The organism is Streptomyces sp. NPDC057694, from assembly GCF_042799415.1.
In the GTDB taxonomy this organism is placed as follows: Bacteria; Actinomycetota; Actinomycetes; order Streptomycetales; family Streptomycetaceae; genus Streptomyces.
Window position 1 is genome coordinate 142,687 of sequence record NZ_JBHVIX010000020.1, and the last position, 25,576, is coordinate 168,262.

Here is a 25,576-nt window from a genome sequence, read left to right on the forward strand (position 1 = left end):
CGGGGAACTGCGCGAGAAGCGGCCACCGGCCCGCACCCGACCGACAACCCGACAGGGGCGCGGGGAACTGCGCGACCAGCCACGACGAGAGCCGCACCCGGACGACCAACCGGATCCCGCAACGGCGCCTACGCCTCGAACGGCCGCGCCGGCCACTCCGCATCGGCAGCCCGAAGCCCTTCGACCCCGCCCCCCGCCAACGCGGCGCTCAACGACAGCACCCCCACCACCAGGCAGTTGTTGTGCAGCTCACCAGCAAGCACCCCCCGCACCAGCTCCGCCAGAGGCACCCGCGCGAACTCCATGTCCGCCTCTTCGTCCTCCACCTCGAACCGCGCGCCGTCCGCCTCGGACAACCCCTGAGCGAGAAAGATCCGTACGGCCTCCGAGCACCCGCCCGGCGTCGTGTACACATCGCTCAGGACCCGCCAGTCCTCGGCCTTGACGTGCGCCTCCTCGTACAGCTCCCGCTGCGCCGCGTGCAGCGGATTCTCGCCGGGGACGTCGAGCAGCCCGGCCGGGATCTCCCAGAGCTTCATGCCGACGGGGTGCCGGTACTGCTTCAGGAGCAGCACCCGCCCCTGGTCGTCGAGGGCGACCACGGCCACCGAGCCCGGGTGGACCTGGTAGTCGCGCCGCGCCACGGTCCCGTCCGGCATGACGACATCGTCCGTGCGCACCGAGGTCTTGTTCCCGACGAAGGGGGTCTCGGTCGCCCGGACCTCCCACTGCTCGGCGCTGTCCTTGATCGTCGTCATGCCGGAACGTCCTCCCACGTGCGCAAAAGAAACCGGGGCACGTGCCGCATTTGGCACGTACCCCGGTAACCGTACATCGCTGGTACGACAGGCCTTACTTGGCCTTCTTCGCTCCCGCGGCGGCCTTCACCTTGCGCTCCACGGCGGCCTTGACCAGGCCGGCGAACAGCGGGTGCGGACGCGTCGGACGCGAGCGCAGCTCCGGGTGGGCCTGGGTGGCGACCAGGTAGGGGTGGACGTCGCGCGAGTACTCGACGTACTCGACGAGCTTGCCGTCCGGGGAGACGCCGGAGAACTGCAGACCGGCCTTCTTCTCGAGCTCGGCGCGGTACGCGTTGTTCACCTCGTAGCGGTGACGGTGGCGCTCCTCGACGTACTCCTTGCCGTCGTACACCTCGCGCACGATGGAGCCCTCGGCGAGCTTGGCCGGGTACATGCCGAGCCGCATGGTGCCGCCCATGTCGCCCTCACCGGCGACGATGTCGAGCTGCTCGGCCATGGTGGAGATGACCGGGTGGGCGGTCGCCGCGTCGAACTCGGTCGAGTTCGCGTCGGGGATGTCGGCCAGGTTCCGGGCCGCCTCGATGACGGTGCACTGGAGCCCCAGGCACAGACCGAGCAGCGGGATCTTGTTCTCGCGGGCGAACTGGATCGCGCCGACCTTGCCGGACACACCACGGTCGCCGAAGCCACCGGGGATGCAGATCGCGTCGGCGTCGCCGAGCTGCTTCTTGGCGCCGGCCGGCGTCTTGCAGTCGTCCGAGGTGACCCACTTGATCTTGACGCGGGCCTTGTTGGCGAAACCGCCGGCGCGCAGCGCCTCGGTCACCGACAGGTAGGCGTCGGGCAGGTCGATGTACTTGCCGACCAGGGCCATGACGATCTCGTGGTCGGGGTTGTGGACGCGGTCGAGCAGGTCGTCCCAGGTCGTCCAGTCAACGTCGCGGAACGGCAGGTCCAGCTTGCGGACGACGTACGCGTCGAGGCCCTCGGTGTGCACGACCTTCGGGATGTCGTAGATCGAGCGGGCGTCGGGGCAGGCCACGACGGCGTCCTCGTCCACGTCGCACATCAGCGAGATCTTGCGCTTGATGGCGGTGGGGACCTCGCGGTCGCAGCGCAGCACGATGGCGTCCGGCTGGATGCCGATGTTGCGCAGGGCGGCCACCGAGTGCTGGGTGGGCTTGGTCTTCAGCTCGCCGGAGGGGCCGATGTAGGGCAGCAGCGAGATGTGGACCACGAACACGTTGTCCCGGCCGACCTCGTGGCGGACCTGGCGGACGGTCTCCAGGAACGGCAGCGACTCGATGTCGCCGACCGTGCCGCCGACCTCCGTGATCACGACGTCCACCTCGTCCGTCGCCATGCGGCGGATGCGGTGCTTGATCTCGTTCGTGATGTGCGGGATGACCTGGACGGTGTCGCCGAGGTACTCGCCGCGCCGCTCCTTGGCGATGACCTGCGAGTAGACCTGGCCGGTGGTGACGTTGGCCGAGCCGTCGAGGTCGACGTCGAGGAAGCGCTCGTAGTGGCCGATGTCCAGGTCGGTCTCGGCGCCGTCGTTGGTGACGAACACCTCACCGTGCTGGAACGGGTTCATCGTGCCCGGGTCGACGTTCAGGTACGGGTCGAGCTTCTGCATGACGACGCGGAGGCCCCGTGCCTTGAGCAGCATCCCGAGGCTGGAGGCGGTGAGGCCCTTGCCGAGGGAGGAAGCGACACCCCCGGTGACGAAGATGTGCTTGGTCGTCGTGGATTTGGGCGTCATGGCCAAGAGGGGGCTCCCGTGGTCGCGGTCTGGGGTGCGTACCGGCGTGCTCTCCCGGTTGTTCGAAGTCTTCCGGGGGGAGGCGCCGTCGCTGCGGTTCGGGGGTTCTAGGACCACCGGCTCACGGGCTACCAGGGTATCAGCGCATCGGCGAGACTGCTTCCGGCCACGCTCCGCACACGCGCCACCACAAGGGTGCACCGATATACCGCCGTCACTGCACTATCACCCTTCACTCACCCGTTCAGCCCCGACGCGTTGCCGTGAGCGGCACGCGGATCACTTGAGCGCGTCGTATCCTGCTCGGACACTCGGCTGGCGAGTCACATCAGGAAAACGGCACCACAACGGCAACACCCCCGCCCGTTCCCGCCCGTTCACCGGAACACGAAGTCCGATCGCATCCGATCGCCGGTGCCCCCTTCCGGAACAACCGGCTCGTCAGTTCGTTTGACAACGACGTATCAGGACGACGTATCAAGACGATTCGTTGACCGTTTCTTTGACGTAGTTGACGATCGTTAGTTGACCGTGAAGACCGCAGAGCGCATGCCCCTCGCAGCACTTTCGCCTCGCAGGGGTGTACGTGGCCGTTCGACTGGAGATGCACGTGGCCGGGCGCATCGAGGATTACGCACTCATCGGGGACATGCAGACCGCCGCCCTGGTCTGCCGGGACGGCACAGTGGACTGGCTGTGCCTTCCCCGCTTCGACTCGCATGCCATTTTCGCCGGGCTGCTCGGCACCGAGGATCATGGCTTCTGGCGCCTGGGCCCGGCCCATGCCGCCGACGCCGAGCCGCCGACGGCGACCCGGCGCACGTACCGGGGTGACTCACTGATCCTCGAATCGGAGTGGGAGACCCCGCGCGGCACGGTCCGCGTCACCGACTTCATGCCGCCGCGCGACGGCGCGCCGCAGCTGACCCGGATCGTGGAAGGGGTCAGCGGGCGGGTGCCGATGCGTTCGGCGCTGCGCATGCGGTTCTCCTACGGCCGGATCACGCCGTGGGTGCACAAGGTGGACGGGCGGACGGTCGCGGTGGCCGGGCCCGACTCCGTGTGGCTGGATTCCGACGCCGAGACGTACGGCAAGGACCTCACCACGTACTCGGACTTCACGGTGGCCCCGGGCGACCGCATCGCCTTCACCATCCAGTGGCAGCCCTCGCACAAGGACCAGCCGCCGCTGCCGGATCCCGAGGGATCGCTGGAGGCGACGGAGCAGTTCTGGCGCGAGTGGGTGGAGCACTGTACGTACCACGGGCCCTACCGGGAGGCCGTGGTCCGCTCCCTCATCACGCTCAAGGCACTCACCTACGCGCCGACCGGCGGGATCGTCGCCGCGCCCACGACCTCGCTGCCGGAGGAGATCGGCGGCGTACGGAACTGGGACTACCGGTACACCTGGCTGCGGGACGCGGCCATCACCCTGTCGTCGCTGCTGCGCACCGGGTACCGGGAAGAGGCGCGGGCCTGGCGCGAGTGGCTGCTGCGGGCCGTGGCCGGAGACCCGGAGAACCTGCAGATCATGTACGGCATCGCGGGCGAGCGGGAGCTCGGCGAGGCGGAGCTGGACTGGCTGCCCGGCTATGAGAACTCGGCGCCGGTCCGGGTCGGGAACGGGGCGGCGCACCAGCTCCAGCTCGACGTGTACGGCGAGGTGACGGAGGCCCTGCACCTCGCGCACATGACGGGTCTGGCCCGCAACGACTACGCGTCGCTGCTCCAGCTCAAGCTCATCCAGTACCTGGAGGGCCACTGGGACGAGCCGGACGAGGGCATCTGGGAGGTGCGCGGCCCGCGCCGGCACTTCGTGCACTCGAAGGTCATGGCGTGGGTGGCGGTCGACCGCACCATCAAGCTGATCGAGTCCGGTGACGCCGACGGACCGCTGGAGAAGTGGCGCGAGCTGCGCGACGACATCCACCGGGACGTGTGCGAGAAGGGGTACGACAAGGAGCGCAACACCTTCACGCAGTCGTACGGCAGCCGGGAGCTGGACGCCTCGCTGCTGCTGATCCCGCAGATGGGCTTCCTGCCGCCCGACGACAAGCGCGTCATCGGCACCATCGAGGCGATCCAGCGGGAGCTGTCGACGTCCGACGGGTTCATCCTCAGGTACCCGACCGACGGCGACAACGCGGGCGTCGACGGGCTGCCCGGTGACGAAGGCGCCTTCCTCGCCTGCTCGTTCTGGATGGCGGACGACCTCGCGATGATCGGCCGGGTCGACGAGGCCCGCAAGCTCTTCGAGAAGCTGCTGGCCCTGCGCAACGACCTGGGCCTGCTGGCCGAGGAGTGGGACCCGGTGCTGCAACGCCAGGTCGGCAACTTCCCGCAGGCTTTCAGCCACGTACCGCTGATCGACACGGCGCTGCGGCTGACCGCTTCCGGGGCGTACGGGGGCTGACCGGCGCCGCCCTTCGCCCCGCCGGAAGGCAGTCCGTGACGTACGCCACACGGACTACTCCACCCGGCAATATCGGCCCCGATGCCACGAGTTGTCGTGACATCGGGGCCGTTGATCGTCTCCGTGACCGGGCGGCTGTGTTCCGGGAGCGCGTGCGCCGGTACCGTCCGCATCATGGACAGCGCCTCCCCCGAGTACTCCCCGTACTCCCCTCCGCCCGCGCCCGCCGGGATCACCGTGCAGCGGGCCCTGGAGCTGCCCGGGCTGCGCAGTGGGCTGCCCGAGGTGCTCGCGGGCGGGGACCGGCTGCAGCGGACGGTGCGCTGGGTGCACGCGGGTGAGGTGCCGAACATCGCGTCGCTGCTCAAGGGCGGCGAACTGCTGCTGACCACCGGGTTCGGGCTCGGCACCCGCCCGGCCGAGCAGCGGGCCTTCGTGCGCAAGCTGGCCGAGCGGGGCATCGCCGCGCTGGTGATCGAGCTGGGGCAGCGGTTCGCGCGGCTGCCCGCGGCGCTGGTGGAGACGGCGCGGACGGCGGGTCTGCCGCTGGTGCAGCTGCACCGCGAGGTCCCCTTCGTGACGGTCACCGAGGAGATCCACACCGAGATCGTCAACGGCCACTACGCGCTGCTCCAGCGCGCCGAGGAGGTCCACCGGCGCTGCACGAACGCGCTGCTCGACGGTGGCGGGGTGCCGCAGGTCCTGCGCATCCTCGCCGAGTTCAGCGGCAACCCGGTGTTCCTGGAGACCGCCGACGGACAGCTGCTGTACGCGGCCGGCGCCGACGGCGACATCACCGATCCGCTCCAGGTGTGGGAGGGCATGCGCGGCACGCACCAGGACGAGCCGCCGAGCGGGGCGCTGCTCGTGGACGTGCCGGGCGGCGGCCCTGGGACGGGTTCGGTGCGGGCCCGCCTGGTCGTGCTCCCCGTGTCGTCGGCGCCTGCGCCCGTGCACCGGATCGCGGCGGAGCGGGCCGCCGGGTCGCTGGCCGTCGTGCTGATGCAGGCGCGGCAGGAGGAGGAGCTGGCGGCGCGCGGGCGCGGCGACTTCCTCACCGATCTCGCGGAGGGCCGGATCACGCCGGAGGACGCCCCGGCGCAGGCCCGCGTCCTGGGCTTCAGGCCGACCGGGCAGGGGCCGCTGCTGCCGGTGGTGATGCGGATGCCGGGAACGCCGGACACCGCGCTGAGCCTGTCGCCGGGCGGCGGCTGGGCGGTGCTCGCGCGGGCCGTGTCGGAGGAGCTGGCGTCGGTCGGCGTCCCCGTGCTGCTCGGCGTACGGCCCGTCGAGGGGCGGGTGCCGCTGCTGCTCGGCCTGCGCTCGGAGTCGGAGCGCACGGCGGTCGCCGACCGGGTGGCGGCGGCGCTGCGGGCGGGCGTGGAGCGGGCCGGGATGCAGCGGGCGGGGGCCCAGCCGCCGGCGGTCGTGGTCGGCGGGGCGGGCGGCTGGGCGGCGGCCGCCGCGGGGCTGCGGCACGCGGCGGAGACGGCGACGGCCGCGCAGGGCCTCACCGACCGCCCCTGGTTCGACGCGCGGCGCCTCGACATCGACCTGCTGCTGTGGCGGCTGCGCGACCACCCTGATCTGGCGGCGTTCGTGGAGCGCGCGATCGGCCCGCTCCAGGACCACGACAAACGCTCCAAGCCGCCCCTGCTGCCCACGCTCCAGACCTACCTGGCCCACGCGGGCCGCAAGGCGGAGACGGCCCGGGAACTGCACCTGAACCGGCAAACGCTGTACAACCGCCTCGCCCGCATAGGGGAGTTGCTGGGGACGGACCTCGACGACCCGCAGACGGTCCTGGCGCTGAGCCTCGCGCTGCGGGCGCGGCGGCACGTGGGCTAGGGCCTGTCTCCCAGATCCCTCCGTCCGCCCGAAGGGCGGGCCCTGCGGCGTCTGGTGCGTGCTCTCGGTGCGCCGGGCGCACGGCCTCGTACTGGACGTACTTGGGCGTGTGCCCGGTGCGGCGAGAGCGCGTGCCAGGCGTCGCAGGGCAGGAGGGATCTGGGAGACAGGCCCTAGGTGGCGGACCTTTTGGAGGGCCCCTTAAAAGGTCCCCGTCAACTCGTCGTACACGCTCAGGACTTGAGTGACCGTCGCGTCCTCGCTCGGCCAGGAGGACGCCTGTGCGGTGCCCGCCTCGCGGAGTTCGCCGCACCGCTCCGGGTCGGTGAGCAGTCGTTCGATCGCGCGGGCGAGGGCGGGCGCGTCCCCGTAGGGCACCAATTCGGCCGCGTCCCCGACGAGTTCGGGGATGCCGCCGACGTCCGTGGCGACGAGAGGTACGCGTGCGTGCAGGGCCTCCTGGGCGAGCAGTGAGCGCGATTCCCAGCTGCTGGGCAGTACGGCGATGTCGGCGGCCTGCAACAGATCGGCGACGTCGTCCCGGCGGCCGACGAGGCGTACCGGCAGGCCCTCGCTCTCGATCCGCCGCTGGAGGACACCCCGCTGCGGCCCCTCCCCCGCGATGACGAGCAGCGGCGCCGGGTCCAGGCCGAGCCAGGCGTGGGCGGCGTCGAGCAGCACCTCGTAGCCGCGGTGCCGCTCCAGGGTGCCGACCGACATCAGCAACGGGCGCCCCACGGCGCCCAGTTCGGCCCGTGTCTTGTGGCGGGCGCGCTCGGCGTCGTCCTCCTGGGACGGTTCGGGGCGGCGCGGCGGCGGGAAGGAGACCGCGGCGAGGCGGGCGTCCCGGGCGCCGCGGCTGCGGGCCCGGTCGACCAGGTCGGACGAGGTGCCGAGCACCACCGACGCGGCCTTGGCGACGCGCCGCTCCAGCATCCGCAGCAGATGGGCGCGGGCCCCTTCGGCGTAGGACCGGGTGTGCCAGGTGACGACGAGCGGGATGCGGCGGCCGCTGAGCGCGAGGGAGGCGCGCAGCGCTGCGTGCAGTCCGTGGGCGTGCACCAGGTCGGCGTCGGCGCAGGCCACGCGGAGCGCGGCGACGGACGCCGGGTCGCTGCTGCGCGGCACCGGCAGATGGTGGGCGCCGACGTCGCTGAACCCGTACGCGCGCTCGGCCTCGGACGGCGCGCAGACCGTGACGCGCACCCCGCGGGCCACCAACCCGGCCGTCAGGGAACGGACATGGGCACTGCTGCCCGCGCTGCCGCCGCCCAGCACTTGCACGGTGCGCAGCGGCGTCTGTCCGTGCGCTGCGTGGCTGCTCACGTGACTCACGTGACCGGGCTCCTGGTCGATAGGTACGGGGGGTGCGGGGGATGCTTGTGTTCGAGGTGCCAAGGATGCCAGTCCGTACGGGCGTTCCGGCACCGCTCACCGTCTCTCACCGCACGAAGCCGGGCAACACGGCACACCGGACCACTCACATGGGTGAGTCCCTTGTACACATAGGTGCGGCTTTCGTCGTGGCTGGTCGCGCAGCCTCCCCGATGAGATGCCGCACGAAGTGCGCATCTCAGGGGCGCGGGGAACTGCGCGCCCAGCCACACTCAACCGTCAGCCGCCGGACGGCGCTCACGCATCGGCTCGCGCCGCCGCCAACAACTCCTCGGCATGCGCCCGCGCCGTCTCGGAGTCCTCCTGCCCGGCGAGCATCCGCGACAACTCCCGTACGCGGTCCTCCCCTTCGAGCACGGTGACGCCGGACCGGGTGACCGACCCGTCGTTCGTCTTCTCGACCAGCAACTGCCGGTCGGCGAACGCCGCGACCTGCGGCAGGTGCGTGACGACCACGACCTGCGCCGACTTGGCGAGCTTGGCGAGGCGCCGGCCGATCTCGACGGCGGCCTTGCCGCCGACACCGGCGTCGACCTCGTCGAAGAGATAGGTGGGCACGGGGTCGGTGCCGGCGAAGACGACCTCGACCGCGAGCATCACGCGGGAGAGTTCACCACCGGACGCGCCCTTGGCGATGGGCCGCGGCGGGGCGCCGGGGTGCGGCGCGAGCAGCAGCTCCACCTCGTCGGCGCCGCTCGGCCCGCACGTCACGGTCCGTCCGTCGACCTCCACGCCGTCACCGGCGTCGGTCTCGGTCTGCCGGATGTCGAAGGAGATCCGGGCGTGCGGCATGGCGAGCGAGGCCAGCTCCTCGGTGACGGCGGCGGCGAACCGCGCGGCCGCCTCCACCCGGGCGTGCGTCAACTCCTGGGCGTACTGTCCGAGTTCGCCGCGCAGCGCGTCGCGCTCCGCCGTCAGTTCGTCGATCCGCTCGTCGTCGCCGTCGAGTTCGAGCAGGCGCGCGGAGCTCTGCTCGGCCCAGGCCAGTACGGCCGCCGCGCCGCCACCGTCCTCGCCGTACTTGCGGGTGAGCGCGGTCAGCGCGGCGCGGCGCTCCTCGACGGCCGAGAGCCGGAGCGGGTCGGCGTCCAAGTCGTCCGCGTATCCGGCGAGTTCGGCGGCGACGTCGGTGAGCAGGATCTGCACCTCGCCGATCCGCTCGGCGAGCGTACCGAGGGCGGAGTCGTGCGAGCGGACCGCTTCCAGGGCCCGGTGGGCGCCGCCGACCAGCGTCTGCGCGTCCACGCCCTCCGGATCCTCCGGGTTCCCGGCGAGCGCGCCGTGGGCGACCGCGGCGGCGGACGCCAGTGCTTCGGCGTGGCCGAGCCGCGAGGCCTCCTCGGCCAGCTCGACGTCCTCCCCGGCGCGGGGTTCCACGGCGGCGATCTCGTCGAGCCCGAACCGCAGCAGATCGGCCTCCTGCGCCCGCTCGCGGGCGCGCGTGGTGATCTCTTCCAGCTCGCCGCCGACGGCCCTCAGCCGCTTGTACACGCCCGCGTACTTCGCGAGCGGCTTGGCCACGGCGTCCCCGGCGTACCGGTCGAGCGCCTGCCGCTGCCGCCCCTGCTTGAGCAGCCCCTGCTGGTCGGTCTGGCCGTGCACGGCGACGAGTTCGTCGGCGAGTTCGGCGAGCACGCCGACCGGCACCGACCGGCCGCCCAGATGGGCCCGCGAGCGCCCCACGGCGGAAACGGTACGGCTGACGAGCAGCACACCGTCCTCCAGCTCGGCCCCGGCCTCCTCGGCCCGTGCGGCCGCGCCGGAGCCGGCGGGCACCGTGACGCTCCCCTCGACCACCGCGTGCTTCGCGCCGATCCGTACGAGCGCGGGGTCGGCCCGCCCGCCCAGCAACAGCCCGAGGCTCGTGACGACCATGGTCTTGCCCGCGCCGGTCTCGCCGGTCACCGCCGTGAAACCGGGTGACAGCTCGACCACCGCGTCGTCGATGACTCCGAGCGACCGTATCCGCATCTCCTCCAACACGGACACGACCTTACGAGGTCGGGGGCCACCTGTGCGACGGGCCCCGGCCCCCGGCCCCGAACCAGCAGGTGGTGCGAGGCCCCTGTCACCCGTGCGTGTGCCCCGGGAGCGGCCTGTCGGCGAGGCGGTCAAGGGGCTGTCGGTGGGGCTGTCCCCCGTACCGTCCGGCGGGGCCGCACCATGGCCCTGCCCGGCTCCGACCGCGCACGCTGGCCCTATGAGTACGGGACTGGCACGGGCGGCCCTCAGAGCCCATCCGGCGGCGTTCGCGGGGACGGCCGTGGTGGCGTTGTTCGCCGCGACGGTGGTGAGCGCCTCGACGACGGTTCTCACGGCGACGAGTTCCGGCGACATATCTCCATCGGCCCGTCACACCCTCACGACAAACGGAGTCGGCGACATCGCGGCGGTGCTGCTGATCGGGTCGGTCTATATGTCGATCTTCGTGGTCGTCGCCACGATGGGGACCGCCGTCGCGCAGCAGCATCGCGAGCTGGCCCTGGTGCGCGCGATCGGTGCCCGGCCCCGCCAGGTGCGCCGCGCGGTCGTGCTCCAGGCGCTCACGGCCTCGGTTCCCGCAGCCCTGATCGGCTGCGCGCTGGGCGGCGCTCTGCTGGCCCCCTTCTGGTTCCGGGGCATGACCGACCACGGTCTGATCCCGGCGTCGGTCCCCTGCCGCTTCTCCTGGCTCGCGCTGCCGGTCTGTCTCGGGGTGGCGGTGGTGACCTCCGCCCTGGCCGCGCTCCTCACCTCGGTCCGCTTCTCGCTGCTGCGCCCGGCGCGCGCCCTCGCGGAGGCGGCCGCGGGCCGGCGCCGCCTCGGGGTGCTGCGCGCGCCGCTGGGGGTGCTGGCGATCGCGGGCGCGTCCTTCCTCGCCGTCCTGCTGTCGCGTCAGGCGCCGGACGAGGCGAACTCCGGGGCCTTCCTGGTCCTACTGCTGTTCTGCGCGGGGGCCGGTCTGCTCGGGCCGCGGCTGGTCGGGCCTGCGGCGGCCCTGGTCTCGGTGCCGCTCGGCCTTCTGGGTCCGGGCGCACGGCTCGCGACCCGCAACGTCCGCTCGCAGCCGCGCCGCTTCGCCGCCGCGGTGCTGCCCCTCGTCCTCGTCGTCGGCTTCGGCCTCACGAAGATCGCACTGCGCACCACGGCGCAGCACGTGACGGGGTCGGCGGGCAGCCCCGGCGACGTATGGCTGGACTACCTCGGAACGGGCCTGTACGCGGGCTTCGCCGCCATCGCCTCCGCCAACACGCTCGTCATGATCTCGCTGGAGCGCCGCCGTGACCTGGCCCTGCTCCGGGTGGTCGGCTCGCAGCGCCGTCAGATCCGGGCGATGGCGTTCTGGGAGGCCGTGGTGGTGGCGGGCACGGCACTGCTCATCGGCACCGTGATCGCCCTGGCGACGCTGGCCCCGATCCTGAACACGGCCTTCGGCTCACCACTGCCGTACGTCCCGTGGGCGGTGGCGGCGTCGATCGCGCTCGGCACGGTGGCACTGACGGCGACCTCCACGGGGGTGCCGGTGCAGGTGGGGATGCGGGGGCGGGCGATCGCGGTGGTCCAGGGGTAGCCGGCCGCCGCGCAGCGCTACGCCCCTGGACCCCCTAGGCGCCTCCCCCGTCGAGCAGCCCGGCCACCGTGCACATCGCCTCCGCCCGCGGATCGCGCCCGGTCAGCCGCTCGGCGACGCGCGTCCATGCCGTCCGGTCCGTGCCGAGCCGGGCGCGCACCAGCGTGGCGAGTTCGGCGCGGGCGGCGGCGGCCCCGGCCGGTGCGTCCGTGCGGCGGGCCGTGCCGCTCAGGTAGGCGAGGAGGCGGCCGGCCGGTGCCGCCAGATGCAGGAGGTCGGTGCCGGTCAGCAGACCCGCGTCGAGCAGTCCGTCCAATTGGGTGGCGGGCGGGGCCGTGAAGAGACCGCCCAGCCCGTGCCGGGCCCGCTCCCGGGTGAGCCGCGCCCCCGTGGGCAGGCCGTGCGGCCCGGGCTCCGCGAGGAGCGCCGCGTGCCGCAGCTGTACGTCCTCGGGGACTCCGGCCGACCCGACCAGGTCGGCCCAGTACGGGATCGGCTCGGCGGCGTGGGCCGCTTCGAGGGCCGCCCAGTCGACGGCCTGCCCCGGCGGCAGTGTCTCGACCACGTCGCGTGCCTGTGCGGCGTGCCGGGCCCGCCGCAGCTTCCCGACGAGCTTGTCCGGCGCGAGCTCACGGTCGAGGCGGGCCCGGATGACCGCGGCGGGGTCGCTGGACGCGAGGGCCTTCGCGCAGACGGTGGTGGCGGTGCGGGCCAGCAGCTCCCGGCCTGCGAGCCGGGCGAGCCGGTCGGCGCCGCCGTGCTCCAGCAGCCGCAGACAGCCGAGGAGTTGATGGCCGAGGCCCAGGCGTGCCCCTTCCCCGACGAGGATCTCCTCGACGAGGTCGGGCGCGGCGGAGTCCAGCCACGCCAGGCCCCCGGCCGGCCGGTCACCGCCGTCGGCGCGCCACGCGGCCAGCACGCGGGCCGCCAGGCGCGGACGGGAGCGGTGCACGATCCGCAGCACGGTGGACCGGGGGTTCCAGTGCCGCAGCAGGGCAAGGTCGACATCGGGGTCGTCCAGGTCGACAAGTCGCTCCAGCGAGTCGCCGTCGAGCCAGCGGGACTGCGCGGCGAGGACGCGCAGCGCGTCCGGGTCGCGGGTGGCGAGCAGCCGGTCGAGGAGCGGCCGAGGCGTGCGGTCGTGGCGCAGGAGATGGGCGGCGAGGCGCCAGGGCCCGTCGGGTCCGAGCCGGGGCAGCACGGCGTCCACGGCCTCGGCGTCGGCCAGACTCAGCAGGGTGCCGATCGGCCATGCCCACAGGTGGTCGCCCCGCTCCAGGAGCTTGATCGCCTCGTCGGGGGTGCTCGGCCCGGGCCGCTCCACGGGCTCGGACGTGGCGCCCCGAGCAGGAGCACGGCTCAGCAGCTCCTCCCAGGTCGGCCCCTCCGCGTTGGCGCCGGAGGCGAGCGCGGCCAGGGCGAGCCACGCGTCGGGGTCCGTGCCCGGCCCGGTCCGCAGCCGCCGGGCGAGCGCGGCCCGCCAGGCGTGGGCGAACGCGAGCCGCCGCCAGTCGTGGGGCAGCAGAAGGAGCCGGTGCGCGGGCAGCAGGGCGAGCAGCGCTTCGGCACTCAACACGCCTTGCGCATAGGCATGTTCGAAGACCTGCGCCCCGGATCCGTAGGTCTGCGGCAGCTCCGCGCACACCTCCGCGAGGCCAGGCGTCCGGTAGGCGGCCCCGTCCTCGGACACCGGGATCCCGTGCGGCGCACAGGCCTCGACGAACCAGCGCGGAGTGGCGAGCCCGGGAGCGTCGCCCCAGTCGTACGCGGCCAACGCGCTGAGCACATCGGGGTCTTCGGGGTACGGCGCGCCGGCGGGGGCGACGGAGTACAGCAGGTCGAGCGCCGCCAGGGCGACGGACCGGTCGCGGTGGTTCAGCGGGGCGCGCGGCGCCGGAACCACGGACGGCCGCTGCACTTCCTGAGGCGCGCTCACCTCCGTCTTGCCCGCGCGAGCGATCAACTCGGCGAGGTCTCCGCGGTGTTCGGTGAGCAGGGAGTCGAACGCCGCCCAGCCCTCCGCCCGCTCCCGGAGGTGGGTCCCGGTCAGGGCGCGCAGTTCGGCGACGGTCGCCCCGTCCAGAAGGCCGCGCTCGGCGAGGCGGGCGAGCGCGTCCAGTGCGTGCGTGGCGGGCCGCGCGACGCGGATCAGGTCCGTCGGGTCGAGCAGTCCGGCACCGGCCATGCCCTCGGCCCAGCGGACGGCGCTGTCGTCGAGCTGTTCCTCGGCGAGGCGCCGCGCGGGCGGGGTGGTGTTCCCGGCGCGACGGCCGCCGGCCCGCCAGGGCTCGTTGAGCACGCTCAGCCGGAACGCCGTGCGCTGCGCGTCGCTCGCCGCCTCGTGCCGGGCCAGCTCCTCGCAGGCCGTGGGCATGAACGGGCTCTCGGCGTGCGCCCGGGCGAGGGCGTCGATGTCCTGGGCGTACGGCTCGGACAGCAGGTCGCGCAGGGTGCTGGTGCCACGGGCCGTGGCCAGCAGCGCGGGCAGCCGCGCCGGATCCTCGTAGGGCTCGCCCTGTGCGCGCAAGGTGCGCGGGCCGTCGCCGCCCGCGTCCGCGAGGGCCTCGGTGACCGCGTCGACGACGGGCTTGCCCAGCATTCCGGCGACGCCGGGGTCGTCGAGCAGCGCGCGCACCGCGTCCGGGCCGCTCCGCTCCCAGACCCGCACCAGGGCGTACTGCTGAGCGACCTGGCGCACGCCCCGGCGCAGCGCGGCGGCGACGAGCTGCGGGTCGCCGGAGCCGAGCAGCGGCGCGAGCCAGGCACGCGTGACCGCGCCGCGCGCCGCCGTCAGCTCGGCGCGGAGCGTGGCGTCCAGCGGGGTGGTGTCGAAGCGGTGCGCGATGGTGCGGCGCAGGGAGGCGGTGGCCCGCGGGGTGCGGTAGACGGCGGCGGCGACCTGCGCGTCCCCGACCGCGACCAGCCGGGCCAGCACCCGTGGGTCGAGGCGGGCATGGCGGGCGAGGGCGGCGCGGCAGCGGCTGTCGCCGTGGTCGACGACGGCGCCGACGAGGGCGGGCGCGGGCAGCGCGCCTCCGGAGAGCAGGTCTGCCGTGGCCCGCTCGGGCAGGGCGGCCAGCACGGCCGCCGCGTCCCGCGGCTCGGCGTGTTCGAGAAGCAGTCCGAGCGTGGCGTGCGCGCTCCGGGGCGCGGGTGGCCGCAGCGCACCGTCCGCCACGGCGGGCGGCAGCGGCCCGTCGGCGAGCAGCTCGGGCAGCGTGCCCCGGTAACCGCCGAGCACGTCGTACAGAGCACGCCAGCGGTCGAGATCACCCCCGAGATGACGCTCGGTCAACTCCCGTAGGAAAGCGCCCGCTTCCGCGTCCACTCCCCCGGCGGCGGCCACCTTCGCCGCCACCGAGCGCGCGGGCCGCGTCCCCCGCACAGCGCCGAGTGCGGTGCCGCTCGTACCGGTCGTCTCCGAGGCGGAGTCCAGTATCCCGAGCAGCACCCGCCCGGCCGCCCCCACCTGCGTATCTGCCATGACGACCATGCTAGGCAGCCCCACTGACAACAGGGCGCCCCAGAACGAAGGGGCCGGCCGATACGGACGGTCGCGCTAGTGCGGCGCCCCGCGCCAACCAGCGACCGGCAGTGCGAACTTGGCCACGAGCCGGTCCGTGAAGACGGCGTGGTGCAGTCGGGCGAGCCGCACCGGGACCGCCCCGCGCCGCACCTCCACGCGCGCGCCCGCGGGCAGTTCGACGGTCCGCCGCCCGTCGCACCACAGCACCCCGTGCGGGGTGTGCGGCTGCACCTCGACGGCCAGGACCGAATCCGGCGACGTGACCAGCGGCTTGGCGAACAGCGCGTGCGCGCTGATCGGCACCATCAGCAGCGCCTCGACCTCGGGCCACACCACGGGTCCGCCCGCCGAGAAGGCGTAGGCGGTCGACCCGGTGGGCGTGGCGCACACGATCCCGTCGCACCCGAAGCCGGTGACGGGCCGCCCGTCGATCTCCAGGACGACCTCCAGCATCCGCTCGGGCTCGGTCTTCTGCACGGCGGCCTCGTTGAGCGCCCAGTCCTCGTGCACGATGTCGCCGTTGCGGTGCACGACGACGTCGATCGTCATGCGCTCCTCGACCTCGTACTCCTTGGTGACGACCCGGTCGACGACCTTGTCGAGGTCGTCGCGCTCGGCCTCCGCAAGGAATCCCACGCGCCCCAGGTTCACGCCGAGCATCGGCACCCCGGAGGCGCGGGCGAACTCGGCGCCGCGCAGCAGCGTCCCGTCCCCGCCGAGCACGATGAGCAGCTCGCATCCGTCCAGGCAGGCCGGGGTCGCCTCCTTCACCAGTTGGACGGAGTCCGGCAGCGGCAGATCGGATGCCTCCGACTCGAGGACCCGTACTCCGAGGCCGCTCCTCAGCAGGCCCTCGACGACGAGTTCGGCGCTGCGGATGGCCGCGGGCCGTCCGGTGTGCGCGAGCAGGAAGACAGTACGATCTCGGGTCTGGGTCAACGCGGCCCCTCCGCCACTGCACGGTCGACGTCGGCCGGGTCCAGTTCGGGCGCCCCGGCACGCAGCCACAGAAAGTATTCGACGTTCCCCGACGGCCCGGGCAGCGGGCTCGCGGTCACGCCCCGCACGCCGAGGCCGAGCCGATACGCCTGCGCGGCGACTCCGCGCACGGCCTCGGCCCGCAGCTCGGAACTGCGCACGACACCGCCGCTGCCGAGGCGCTCCTTGCCCACCTCGAACTGCGGCTTCACCATCAGCACCAGATCGGCGTCGGGCGCCGCGCACCGCACCAGCGCGGGCAGCACCAGGCCGAGCGGGATGAAGGACAGGTCTCCGACCACCACGTCCACCGGCACCTCGTCGATCGCCTCCAGCGTCAGTTCGCGTACGTTCGTACGGTCCTTGACGGTGACGCGTTCATCGCTCTGCAGCGACCAGGCGAGTTGCCCGTACCCGACGTCGACGGCGACCACGTGCGCGACGCCGGAGCGCAGCAGCACATCGGTGAAGCCACCGGTGGAGGCCCCGGCGTCCAGGGCCCGCCGGCCCTCTACCACGAGCCCCTGCGGAAGGAACGCCGCCAGGGCTCCCGCCAGCTTGTGCCCGCCGCGCGAGACGTACTCGGGATCGCCGTCGTCCTGCTGCACGACGATGGCCGCGGCGGTCTCCACCTGGGTCGCGGGCTTGGTCGCGACGGTCTTGCCGACGCTGACCCGGCCCGCGGCGATCAGCTGGCTGGCGTGCTCGCGCGAGCGGGCCAGTTTGCGGCGGACGAGTTCGGCGTCGAGGCGGCGACGTGCCACACCTGCCACGGTCGGTTCAGCTCCTGTACTCATACGGGGACGTGGGCTGGGGCCGCGCGTCCAGCGCCGTCAGCGCCGATCGCAGCCCCTGGTGTACATCCTCGTACACCTCGACGTGTCCGTCTGCCGCGAGGTGGTCCACATCGGCAAGACGCTCCAGCTGCGCGTCCACCTCGGCGTTGCCGGTGACGGTGCGCTCGATGCCGAGGGGGGCGGGTGCCGCGGGGTCGTACGACGGTTCCGCCGGAACCGGGGCCTCGGCGGCGGGAGTCTCGCTCATGCCCAGACGCTACCTCGTCGCGCCGGTGTACCGTCGATCACGATGGCGACGATTCTGGAGTGCCGGGAGGCACTCGGCAGGCTCTCGGACTCCATGGCGGGCGCGGACGGCGACGTACGTGCCGCGGTCGCCCTGGACCGCTCGCTGAGCTGCCACATCAGAGACCTGGACACGACGTTCTCCGGCCGCCTCGAAGGCGGTCGGATCACGGTCCTTGACACCCGCCCGGGGACACCCGCCGAGAAGGCGCAGATCCGTCTGGCGATGACGGGCGACGACCTGGTGGCGATGGTGGACGGGCGGTTGAACTTCGCGAAGGCGTGGGCCTCCGGCCGCGTGAAGCTGGAGGCGTCGTTCCGCGACCTGCTGCGCCTCAGGACGCTGCTTTAGCGACCTCCGGCGGGGCGGCCTCCTCCGCCCGCTTCCCGCGGGCCTTCCGCGCGGCAGGTACCACCAGTGGGGTGCCGGTCTCCGGGTCGTCGATGACCTGGCACTTCATCCCGAAGAGCCGCTCGACGAGATCGGCGGTGACGATGTCCTTCGGCGCGCCCTCGGCGATCACCTGGCCGTCGCGCAGCGCTATCAGGTGCGTCGCGTACCGGGCGGCGTGGTTGAGGTCGTGCAGCACGGCGACGAGCGTGCGCCCCTGCTCCTCGTGCAGGTCGGCGCAGAGGTCGAGGACGTCGATCTGGTGCTGGATGTCGAGGAACGTGGTCGGTTCGTCGAGCAGCAGCAGCGGGGTCTGCTGGGCGAGCGCCATGGCGATCCACACGCGCTGGCGCTGACCGCCGGAGAGCTCGTCGACGTACCGGTCGGCGAGCTCGGCGACGCCGGTGGACTCCATCGACTCGTTGACGACCTTCTCGTCCTCGGGCGACCACTGGCGCAGCAGACCCTGGTGCGGGTAACGGCCGCGGGCGACGAGGTCGGCGACGGTGATGCCGTCGGGCGCGACGGAGGACTGCGGGAGCAGACCGAGCGTCTTGGCGACCTTCTTCGCGGGCATCGACTGGATGACGCTGCCGTCGAGGAGCACCCGGCCCGTGCTGGGCTTGAGCATGCGGGACAGGGCGCGCAGGAGCGTGGATTTGCCGCAGGCGTTCGGGCCGACGATCACCGTGAAGGACTGGTCGGGGATCTCGACGGACAGCTTCTCGGCGATGACGCGCTGGTCGTATCCGAGGGTCACGTCGTCGGCTATCAGCCTGTTCACGGCGGTGCTCCTTTGGCTCGTACGAAGGCTCGTGTCGGGCGTGCGGCGGCTCATATCCGCCCCGCCTTGCGCTCGGTGACGAGCAGCCACAGCAGATAGACGCCGCCGACGACGCCCGTGACGACGCCCACGGGCAGTTTGTCGGCGCCGAACGCGCGCTGCGACGCCAGGTCGGCGACGATCAGCAGGGTGGCGCCGAGGACGGTGGAGGCCAGCAGGTTCGGCCCCGGAGACTTGGTCAGGCGGCGGGCGATCTGCGGGGCGGTGAGCGCCACGAAGGTCACCGGGCCCGCGGCGGCGGTGGCGGCCGCGGTCAGCACCACGGAGGCGGCGAGCAGCAGCAGCCGGGTCCGCTCGACGGGCACACCGAGGGCGCCGGCCGCGTCGTCGCCCATCTCCAGCATCCGCAGCGGCCGCCCGTACCAGGCGACGAGCGGCGCGATGACGACGAACATGAGGAGCAGCGGCCACACCTGGGTCCAGTCGCGTCCGTTGAGCGACCCGGTCATCCAGACGGTGGCGCGGGCGGCGTCGACGAAGTCGGCCTTGGTGAGCAGATAGCCGTTGATGGCGGTCACGAAGGCGGAGACGCCGATGCCGACCAGCACGAGCCGGTAGCCGTGCACGCCCCGCTTCCAGGCGAGTACGTAGATGGCGACGCCGGTGACGAGCCCGCCGACGAGCGCGCCGAGGGCGACCTGGGCCGCGCTGCCGCCGAAGATCACGATCATCACGAGGGCACCGGCGGTGGCGCCCTGTCCGAGCCCGAGCACGTCCGGGCTGCCCAGCGGGTTGCGGGAGATGGACTGGAACAGCGCGCCGGACAGGCCGAGCGCGCCGCCGACCAGCAGCCCGACGAGGACCCGCGGCAGCCGCAGGTCGTTGATGATGAACTCCTGCCCGGCGTTCCCGTGGCCGGCCAGGGTGCGCAGCACGTCCATGGCGGGGATCGGGAAGTCGCCGGTGCCGATGAGCACGACGCCCGCGGCCAGCACGGCGACGACGAGGACGGCCACGACGACGACGGTGCGCGGGTCGAGCCGCACGGAGAGGCCGCCCGGAGTGCGGACCGCCTTGGTGGTCTTCACAGCGGTCTTCACAGCTGGGCCATCCTCCGGCGTCGTACGAGAACGATGAAGACGGGTGCGCCGATGACGGCGGTGACGATGCCGACCTGGAGTTCGGAGGGCCGGGCCACGATCCGGCCGAGCACGTCGGCGCCGAGCAGCAGCACCGGCGACAGCACCGCCGAGTACGGCAGCAGCCAGCGCTGGTCGGGCCCGGTGAAGGAGCGCACCATGTGGGGCACCATCAGGCCGACGAAGGCGATGGGCCCGCAGGCCGCGGTGGCCGCGCCGCACAGCAGGGTGGCGGAGAGCATGCCGAGCGCGCGGGTCCGCCCGAGGTGGGCGCCGAGCGCGCGTGCGGTGTCGTCGCCCATGGCCATGGCGTTCAGCGGCCGTGCGAGGCCGAGCGCGAGCAGCGCCCCGACCGCGATGAACGGCCACACCTGCTGGACCGTGTGCATGGTGGCGGTGGCCAGCGAGCCGACCTGCCAGAACCGCATCCGGTTGAGCGCGACGTCGTCGGTGATCATCACGGCGTAGATGTAGCCGGAGAGCGCGGCGGCGACCGCCGTACCGGCGAGCGCGAGGCGTACGGGCGTGGCGTTCCTGGTCCCCCCGAGCACGTACACGAGGACTCCCACGGCGGCGGCGCCCGCGAAGGCGAACCACACGTATCCGCTGAGCGAGGTCACGCCGAAGAAGCTGATGGCGGTGACGACGGCGGCGGACGCCCCCATGTTGATGCCGAGGATGCCGGGGTCGGCCAGCGGGTTGCGGGTGAGGGCCTGGAGCACGGCGCCGGAGAGCCCCAGCGCGAGCCCGGCGAGCAGCCCGAGCACGGTGCGCGAGATCCGCTCCCCGACGACCACGTCCGCGTAGGTGTTGGTGTCGTGGAACAGCCCGTGCCAGACCTGGTCGAGCGTGAGCGATTTGGCTCCTACGGCGATGCTCGCCAGCACGACGACCACCAGCACGAGGACCGACGCGAGCAGCACGGCGGTACGTATCGCCGTACGACGGCCGGGGGGCGCGGGAGCGGTCTCCGCGCCGGCTTCTGGGGGACTCTCGACCAACACCAGGTTAGGGTAGCCTATCTTCCCTTTCGGCCACCCAGGGAGGCTGCCGGGGGTGGCTGCGCGCAGCGCACGCCCTCAGGGGCGCGGGGAACTGCGCGCCCAGCCACGACGCGACCGGCACCCGCACGTCGACCGCCGCACCCCCTACCTCGGCGCCTCGCCGGCCACGGGCAGAGAGCTAAAGCCCGGCCTCGCCCAATCGCTTCAGAACCTTCACGGAGTCCAGCTCACACACACCGTCACCGCCCGCCGCCCAGGCGACCCCGCACAGAGCGCGCAGCCCATCGATCGGATCCCCGTCACCGGCCAGCTCCAGCGCCCCTTTCCCGGCCGAGGCGGTCCACCCCCCGCACCGCACCTCGCCACCGGCAACCTCGACATCCGGCTGCCCGCGCAGCAGCCCGCGCAGATCGCGGTCCACATACGTCGGCCGGTGCTGCGGCGGCGCGGCCAGCAGCTGCGCCCCGTCGGTCACTCCGGTCAGCACGAGCAGCGAGTCCACCCCGCCGTTGAACGCTCCCTCGATGTCCGTGTCGAGCCGGTCCCCGACGACGAGCGGGGTCTCGGCCCCGGTCCGCAGCACGGTCTCGCGGTGCATGGGGGGCAACGGCTTGCCGGCGACCTGCGGCTCGGCACCCGTCGCGATCCGGACGACCTCGACCGCCGCGCCGTTCCCCGGCGCGATGCCGCGGCCGCTCGGAATGGTCAGGTCGGTGTTGGACGCGAACCACGGCACGCCTCGCGCGATCGCGTAGCAGGCCTCGGCGAACCGGCTCCACGTCATGTCGGGCCCGCCGTACCCCTGGGCCACCGCGGCAGGGTCGTCATCAGCGGATTCGACCGGCACGAGCCCCCGCTCCCGCAGCGCGACCCGCAATCCCTCACCACCGATGACCAGCACCCGCGCCCCTCCGGGCACCTGCTCGCTGATCAGCCGGGCGACGGCCTGGGCGGAAGTGATCACATCCTCCGCCTCGGTCGGGATGCCCAGCTCGCTCAGGTGCTCGGCGACGGTGTCCGGCGTCCGCAGCGCGTTGTTCGTGACGTACGCGAGCGCCATCCCGCCGTCCCGCGCGGTGGCCAGCGAATCCACGGCGTGGTCGATGGCGTGCCCGCCCGCGTAGACGACCCCGTCCAGATCGAGCAGAGCGGTGTCATAGGCCTCGCTCAACGCCCGCGCACTGCCCTCGGGCCGCACTCGCGGCCCGCCGTCGGCCGCCCCGCGTTCACTCTGGCTCATTACGTATCGCTCCTCGTTCGATCCCACTCCCCGATCATCCCTCACGGCACTGACACTCGTACGATGCTCGAATGAACACTGCAGGTCGCACGGCGCAGACGGGAAACCACGGCCTGGACCTGATGCCGTTCAGGGGAGTGCGGTACGTCCCCGAGCGGGTCGGCAGCCTCGCCGCCGTGACCTCACCCCCGTACGACGTCGTCGTACGCCCCGACGGCCTGCTCCATCTGGAGAGCGCGGACCCGTTCAACATCGTCCGGCTGATCCTGCCGCAGGCGACCGATCCCGGCGCCCGCAACGCCCAGGCGGCCGCCACGCTCCGGCACTGGCTCACCGAGGGCGTCCTCGCCCCCGACCCGGAACCCGCGCTGTACATCTACGAGCAGCGGAGCGGCGACATGCTCCAGCGCGGTGTCATCGGTGCCCTGCGCCTGTCGGAAGCGGCGGAGGGCGTCGTGCTGCCGCACGAGGGTGTCATGCCGCATGTCGTCGAGGACCGCGCCGGTGTCATGCGCGCCACGGAGGCGAATCTCGAACCGCTCCTGCTCACCTACCGCGGCAACGGCGACGCGACCGGCGCCACGGCCGCCATCGAGCGCACCGTGCAGAGCCCGCCGCTTCTCTCCACGACCACCGAGGACGGCTACGGCCATCGGCTGTGGGCCATCACCGACCCGGCGGAGCTCGCGCAGATCCACGCCGACCTCGCCACCCATCAGGCCCTGATCGCCGACGGCCACCACCGCTGGGCCACCTATCTGCGTCTGCGCACGGAACACCCCGCGTCCGCGTCCTCCCCCTGGGACTACGGCCTGGTGCTCCTGGTCGACACGGTCCGCTATCCCCTGCGGGTCCGCGCCATCCACCGCCTCCTCAACCGTCTTCCCCTCGCCGAGGCGCTGGCGGGGGTCGACGGCTCGTTCCGCGTACGCGAGGTCGCGGGCCCCCTCCCGCACGCCATGGAGGCCCTGGCGCGGGCGGCCGCGGAGGGCAACGCCTTCCTGCTGGCCGGCGGCACCACCGACAGGTACTACCTGCTGGACCACCCGGATCCGGCCCTTCTCGCCCGCACGATCCGCACGGACCGTCCGGAGCCCTGGCGCACGCTGGACGCGACGGTGCTGCACTCGACGCTCCTCGGCCACGTCTGGGGCATCCCGGAGGACTCGCCCGCCGACATCGCGTACATCCACGACACGCAGGCCACGGTCGACAAGGCGCGCCGCGACGGCGGTACGGCGGTGCTGATGCACCCGGTGCGCGAGGACGTCGTCCGCGAGCTGGCGCAGCAGGGCGTGACGATGCCCCGCAAGTCGACCTCGTTCGGCCCGAAGCCGGCGTCGGGCCTGGTCCTGCGCACCCTCACCGACGACTGACGGGCGGGCCCCCGAAGGGACCCGCCCGCCACTCACCGCACAGAGCCGTCCTTACTGCTCCCGGCCCTGCTCCGGCTCCTGCTCCTGCTCCTGCTCCTGCTCGTCACGCGAATCGTCATCGGCCTGCGCGGCCGGTGCGGCACCGTCCTCGGCCTCCTCGTCGAAGGCGTCGACGAACTCGACCCCGTCCAGCTCGGCCAGCCGGTCGGAGGCGTCCGTGCTGCCGTCCTTGTCGGACTCGACGGCCTTGGCGAACCACTCGCGCGCCTCATCCTCGCGCCCGGCGGCCAGCAGCGCGTCGGCGTACGCGTAGCGCAGTCGCGCGGTCCACGGCTGTACGGAGTTGGAGGCGAGCTCGGGGCTCTGCAGCGTGACGATGGCGGCGTCGAGCTGCTCCATGTCCCGCCGTGCTCCGGCCGCGACGAGCCGCATCTCGACCTGCCCGGCCTTGTCGAGCTTCTGCACCTCGGGCGCCCCGGCCATGTCGAGCGCCTTCTCCGGCCGGCCGAGCCCACGCTCGCAGTCGGCCATGACGGGCCACAGCTCGACATTGCCGGTCATGCGCCGCGCGGCCCGGAACTCGGCCAGCGCCTCGCTGTACTTCTGGTTGGCGTACGCGGCGAAACCGGCGGCCTCGCGCACGGCTGCGACGCGCGAGGCGAGCCGCAGCGCGACCCGCGAGTACCCGTAGGCACCCTCGGGGTCCTCGTCGATCAGCCGCGCCACCATCACCAGGTTCTTGCCGACGTCCTCGGCAAGCCCCTTCGGCAGCGACTGAAGCTCCTGCAGCACGCCCTTGTCCAGCTCGAACCCGGAGACGTCCTCGGGAATCGGCAGCCGCTTGATCGGCTCACGATCCCGCTCACGCTCGTCCCGGAACCGGCCACCACCGCGCCGGTCGTCACGCCGGTCATCCCGGCGGTCGTCACGGCGGAAGGGTGGACGGTCGCCGTCACGACGCGGCCCACGATCCCGATCGCGGTCACCGAACGACGGACGATCGTCCCGCCCACGGTAGCCACCGCCACGGTTGTCATCACGCCGGTCGCCCCGGTATCCGCCACCGCGGTTGTCGTCGCGCCGGTCGCCCCGGTTGTCATCCCGGCGGAAGCCACCGCCGCCACCGCGGTTGTCGTCACGACGGTCGTCGCGCCGATCATCACGGCGGAAGGGCGGACGGTCGCCATCACGACGCGGCCCACGATCCCGATCGCGGTCACCGAACGACGGACGGTCATCCCGCCCACGGTAGCCACCGCCACCACCACGGTTGTCATCACGACGGTTGTCGTCACGACGATCACCGCGGTATCCGCCACCGCCACGGTTGTCATCGCGCCGGAACCCACCGCCGCTGCCACCACCACGATTGTCGTCACGGCGGAAGCCACCGCCGCCACCGCGGTTGTCGTCACGACGGTCATCGCGTCGATCGTCCCGGCGGTCGTCACGACGGAAGGGCGGACGGTCACCGTCACGACGCGGCCCACGATCCCGGTCGCGGTCACCGAACGACGGACGGTCATCCCGCCCACGGTAGCCACCGCCACCACCACGGTTGTCATCACGACGGAACCCACCGCCGCTACCACCGCGGTTGTCGTCGCGCCGGTCACCCCGGTTGTCATCCCGGCGGAAGCCACCGCCACCACCGCGGTTGTCGTCACGACGGTCGTCACGACGGAAGGGCGGACGGTCACCATCACGGCGCGGCCCACGATCCCGATCGCGGTCACCGAACGACGGACGATCGTCCCGTCGGTCGCGACGGGGACCGTCACCACCGCGGTATCCGCCGCGGTCACCACTGTCCCGGCGGCGCTGGTCGCGCTCGGGTCGCTCGTCGGGAGAGTTGGTGGACATCGGTCGACTCCTGTCTTCGGTACCGCAGTCATTCTCGCGCAGCCGGGGTGCCGGCGCGCTTCGAGAAGAGTTCTGGAAAAACAAAAAGGACCTTTGGCCCCAGCATGTGTGCCGGGACCAAAGGTCCTCTCAAAATTAGTTCGGCGGCGTCCTACTCTCCCACAGGGTCCCCCCTGCAGTACCATCGGCGCTGTAAGGCTTAGCTTCCGGGTTCGGAATGTAACCGGGCGTTTCCCTTACGCTATGACCACCGAAACCCTTTCAAACATCCCTCAAGAGGGACGTAAGAACAGGGCGGCGAACTAGCACACTTTTCAATTGATAAGTGAAACTGTTCAGCCAGCACAACTGTTCGTTGTCTGGGAACAACACAGTGGACGCGAGCAACTGAGGACAAGCCCTCGGCCTATTAGTACCGGTCACCTCCACACCTCACGGTGCTTCCAGATCCGGCCTATCAA

At 72.6% G+C, this 25,576-nt stretch carries 19 protein-coding genes and 1 rRNA gene; 5 read left to right on the forward strand and 15 right to left on the reverse strand.

Going from position 1 to position 25,576, the window contains the following annotated elements; all coding sequences use genetic code 11:
* Positions 1-128 precede the first annotated feature (128 nt).
* A complete protein-coding gene (locus ACFVDP_RS32730) occupies positions 129-758 on the reverse strand; it encodes an NUDIX domain-containing protein (RefSeq protein WP_383497702.1) in 630 nt (209 codons plus the stop codon).
* A 94-nt stretch (positions 759-852) separates the two neighbouring features.
* Positions 853-2,526 (reverse strand): CTP synthase, encoded by a 1,674-nt coding sequence (locus ACFVDP_RS32735; RefSeq protein ID WP_383497703.1) that lies wholly within the window; start codon positions 2,524-2,526, stop codon positions 853-855.
* A 610-nt stretch (positions 2,527-3,136) separates the two neighbouring features.
* Between ACFVDP_RS32735 and ACFVDP_RS32740 the strand changes: the two genes are divergently transcribed.
* Positions 3,137-4,939, forward strand: a complete 1,803-nt coding sequence (locus ACFVDP_RS32740) for a glycoside hydrolase family 15 protein (RefSeq protein ID WP_383497741.1) — start codon at positions 3,137-3,139, stop codon at positions 4,937-4,939.
* 174 nt (positions 4,940-5,113) lie between these two features.
* Positions 5,114-6,787, forward strand: a complete 1,674-nt coding sequence (locus ACFVDP_RS32745; RefSeq protein ID WP_383497705.1) for a PucR family transcriptional regulator — start codon at positions 5,114-5,116, stop codon at positions 6,785-6,787.
* Between the two features lie 201 nt (positions 6,788-6,988).
* On the opposite strand, the gene ACFVDP_RS32750 is transcribed toward ACFVDP_RS32745, so the two are convergent.
* Entirely contained in the window at positions 6,989-8,122 is a 1,134-nt protein-coding gene (locus ACFVDP_RS32750; RefSeq protein WP_383497707.1) for a glycosyltransferase family 4 protein, read from the reverse strand.
* 297 nt (positions 8,123-8,419) lie between these two features.
* Positions 8,420-10,153, reverse strand: a complete 1,734-nt coding sequence (gene recN / locus ACFVDP_RS32755; RefSeq protein WP_383497743.1) for a DNA repair protein RecN — start codon at positions 10,151-10,153, stop codon at positions 8,420-8,422.
* 229 nt (positions 10,154-10,382) lie between these two features.
* Between recN and ACFVDP_RS32760 the strand changes: the two genes are divergently transcribed.
* Positions 10,383-11,732: an FtsX-like permease family protein gene (locus ACFVDP_RS32760; RefSeq protein WP_383497709.1), complete on the forward strand. Its 1,350-nt coding sequence runs from the start codon at positions 10,383-10,385 to the stop codon at positions 11,730-11,732.
* 34 nt (positions 11,733-11,766) lie between these two features.
* Here the strand turns inward: ACFVDP_RS32760 and ACFVDP_RS32765 are convergent, their stop codons facing one another.
* The 4 genes from ACFVDP_RS32765 to ACFVDP_RS32780 form a co-directional block, all read right to left on the reverse strand.
* Positions 11,767-15,216, reverse strand: coding sequence for a hypothetical protein (locus ACFVDP_RS32765; protein ID WP_383497711.1), 3,450 nt, complete (start codon positions 15,214-15,216; stop codon positions 11,767-11,769).
* Between the two features lie 75 nt (positions 15,217-15,291).
* Positions 15,292-16,197, reverse strand: coding sequence for an NAD kinase (locus ACFVDP_RS32770; RefSeq protein ID WP_383497713.1), 906 nt, complete (start codon positions 16,195-16,197; stop codon positions 15,292-15,294).
* Positions 16,194-17,009: a TlyA family RNA methyltransferase gene (locus tag ACFVDP_RS32775; RefSeq protein ID WP_383497715.1), complete on the reverse strand. Its 816-nt coding sequence runs from the start codon at positions 17,007-17,009 to the stop codon at positions 16,194-16,196. The genes ACFVDP_RS32770 and ACFVDP_RS32775 overlap by 4 nt, the downstream gene beginning before the upstream one ends.
* Positions 17,010-17,016: 7 nt before the next feature.
* Entirely contained in the window at positions 17,017-17,280 is a 264-nt protein-coding gene (locus ACFVDP_RS32780) for a hypothetical protein (protein WP_383497717.1), read from the reverse strand.
* 42 nt (positions 17,281-17,322) lie between these two features.
* On the opposite strand from ACFVDP_RS32780, the gene ACFVDP_RS32785 reads away from it, so the two are divergent.
* Entirely contained in the window at positions 17,323-17,670 is a 348-nt protein-coding gene (locus ACFVDP_RS32785; RefSeq protein WP_383497719.1) for an SCP2 sterol-binding domain-containing protein, read from the forward strand.
* Here the strand turns inward: ACFVDP_RS32785 and ACFVDP_RS32790 are convergent.
* From ACFVDP_RS32790 to ACFVDP_RS32805, 4 genes are all read right to left on the reverse strand, one after another.
* Positions 17,654-18,547 carry an ABC transporter ATP-binding protein gene (locus ACFVDP_RS32790; RefSeq protein WP_383497721.1) on the reverse strand — a complete coding sequence of 298 codons (894 nt, stop codon included), beginning with the start codon at positions 18,545-18,547 and terminating at the stop codon, positions 17,654-17,656. The two genes, ACFVDP_RS32785 and ACFVDP_RS32790, sit on opposite strands and share 17 nt — an antisense overlap.
* On the reverse strand, positions 18,544-19,581 hold the full coding sequence (locus tag ACFVDP_RS32795) for a FecCD family ABC transporter permease (protein WP_383497745.1): 1,038 nt from the start codon (positions 19,579-19,581) through the stop codon (positions 18,544-18,546). The genes ACFVDP_RS32790 and ACFVDP_RS32795 overlap by 4 nt, the downstream gene beginning before the upstream one ends.
* Before the next feature lie 8 nt (positions 19,582-19,589).
* Complete coding sequence (locus tag ACFVDP_RS32800; protein WP_383497723.1) at positions 19,590-20,636, reverse strand: FecCD family ABC transporter permease; 1,047 nt, start codon at positions 20,634-20,636, stop codon at positions 19,590-19,592.
* 178 nt (positions 20,637-20,814) lie between these two features.
* Positions 20,815-21,876, reverse strand: coding sequence for an HAD-IIA family hydrolase (locus ACFVDP_RS32805; RefSeq protein ID WP_383497725.1), 1,062 nt, complete (start codon positions 21,874-21,876; stop codon positions 20,815-20,817).
* A 71-nt stretch (positions 21,877-21,947) separates the two neighbouring features.
* On the opposite strand from ACFVDP_RS32805, the gene ACFVDP_RS32810 reads away from it, so the two are divergent.
* Complete coding sequence (locus ACFVDP_RS32810) at positions 21,948-23,252, forward strand: DUF1015 domain-containing protein (protein ID WP_383497727.1); 1,305 nt, start codon at positions 21,948-21,950, stop codon at positions 23,250-23,252.
* A 51-nt stretch (positions 23,253-23,303) separates the two neighbouring features.
* Here the strand turns inward: ACFVDP_RS32810 and ACFVDP_RS32815 are convergent, their stop codons facing one another.
* The 3 genes from ACFVDP_RS32815 to rrf all read right to left on the reverse strand — a co-directional run bounded on the left by ACFVDP_RS32815 (position 23,304) and on the right by rrf (position 25,370).
* A complete protein-coding gene (locus ACFVDP_RS32815; RefSeq protein ID WP_383497747.1) occupies positions 23,304-24,089 on the reverse strand; it encodes a hypothetical protein in 786 nt (261 codons plus the stop codon).
* On the reverse strand, positions 23,981-25,057 hold the full coding sequence (locus ACFVDP_RS32820; protein WP_383497749.1) for a hypothetical protein: 1,077 nt from the start codon (positions 25,055-25,057) through the stop codon (positions 23,981-23,983). Before ACFVDP_RS32820 ends, ACFVDP_RS32815 begins: the two co-directional genes overlap by 109 nt.
* 196 nt (positions 25,058-25,253) lie before the next feature.
* A 5S ribosomal RNA gene (gene rrf, locus ACFVDP_RS32825) occupies positions 25,254-25,370 on the reverse strand.
* Positions 25,371-25,576 lie beyond the last annotated feature (206 nt).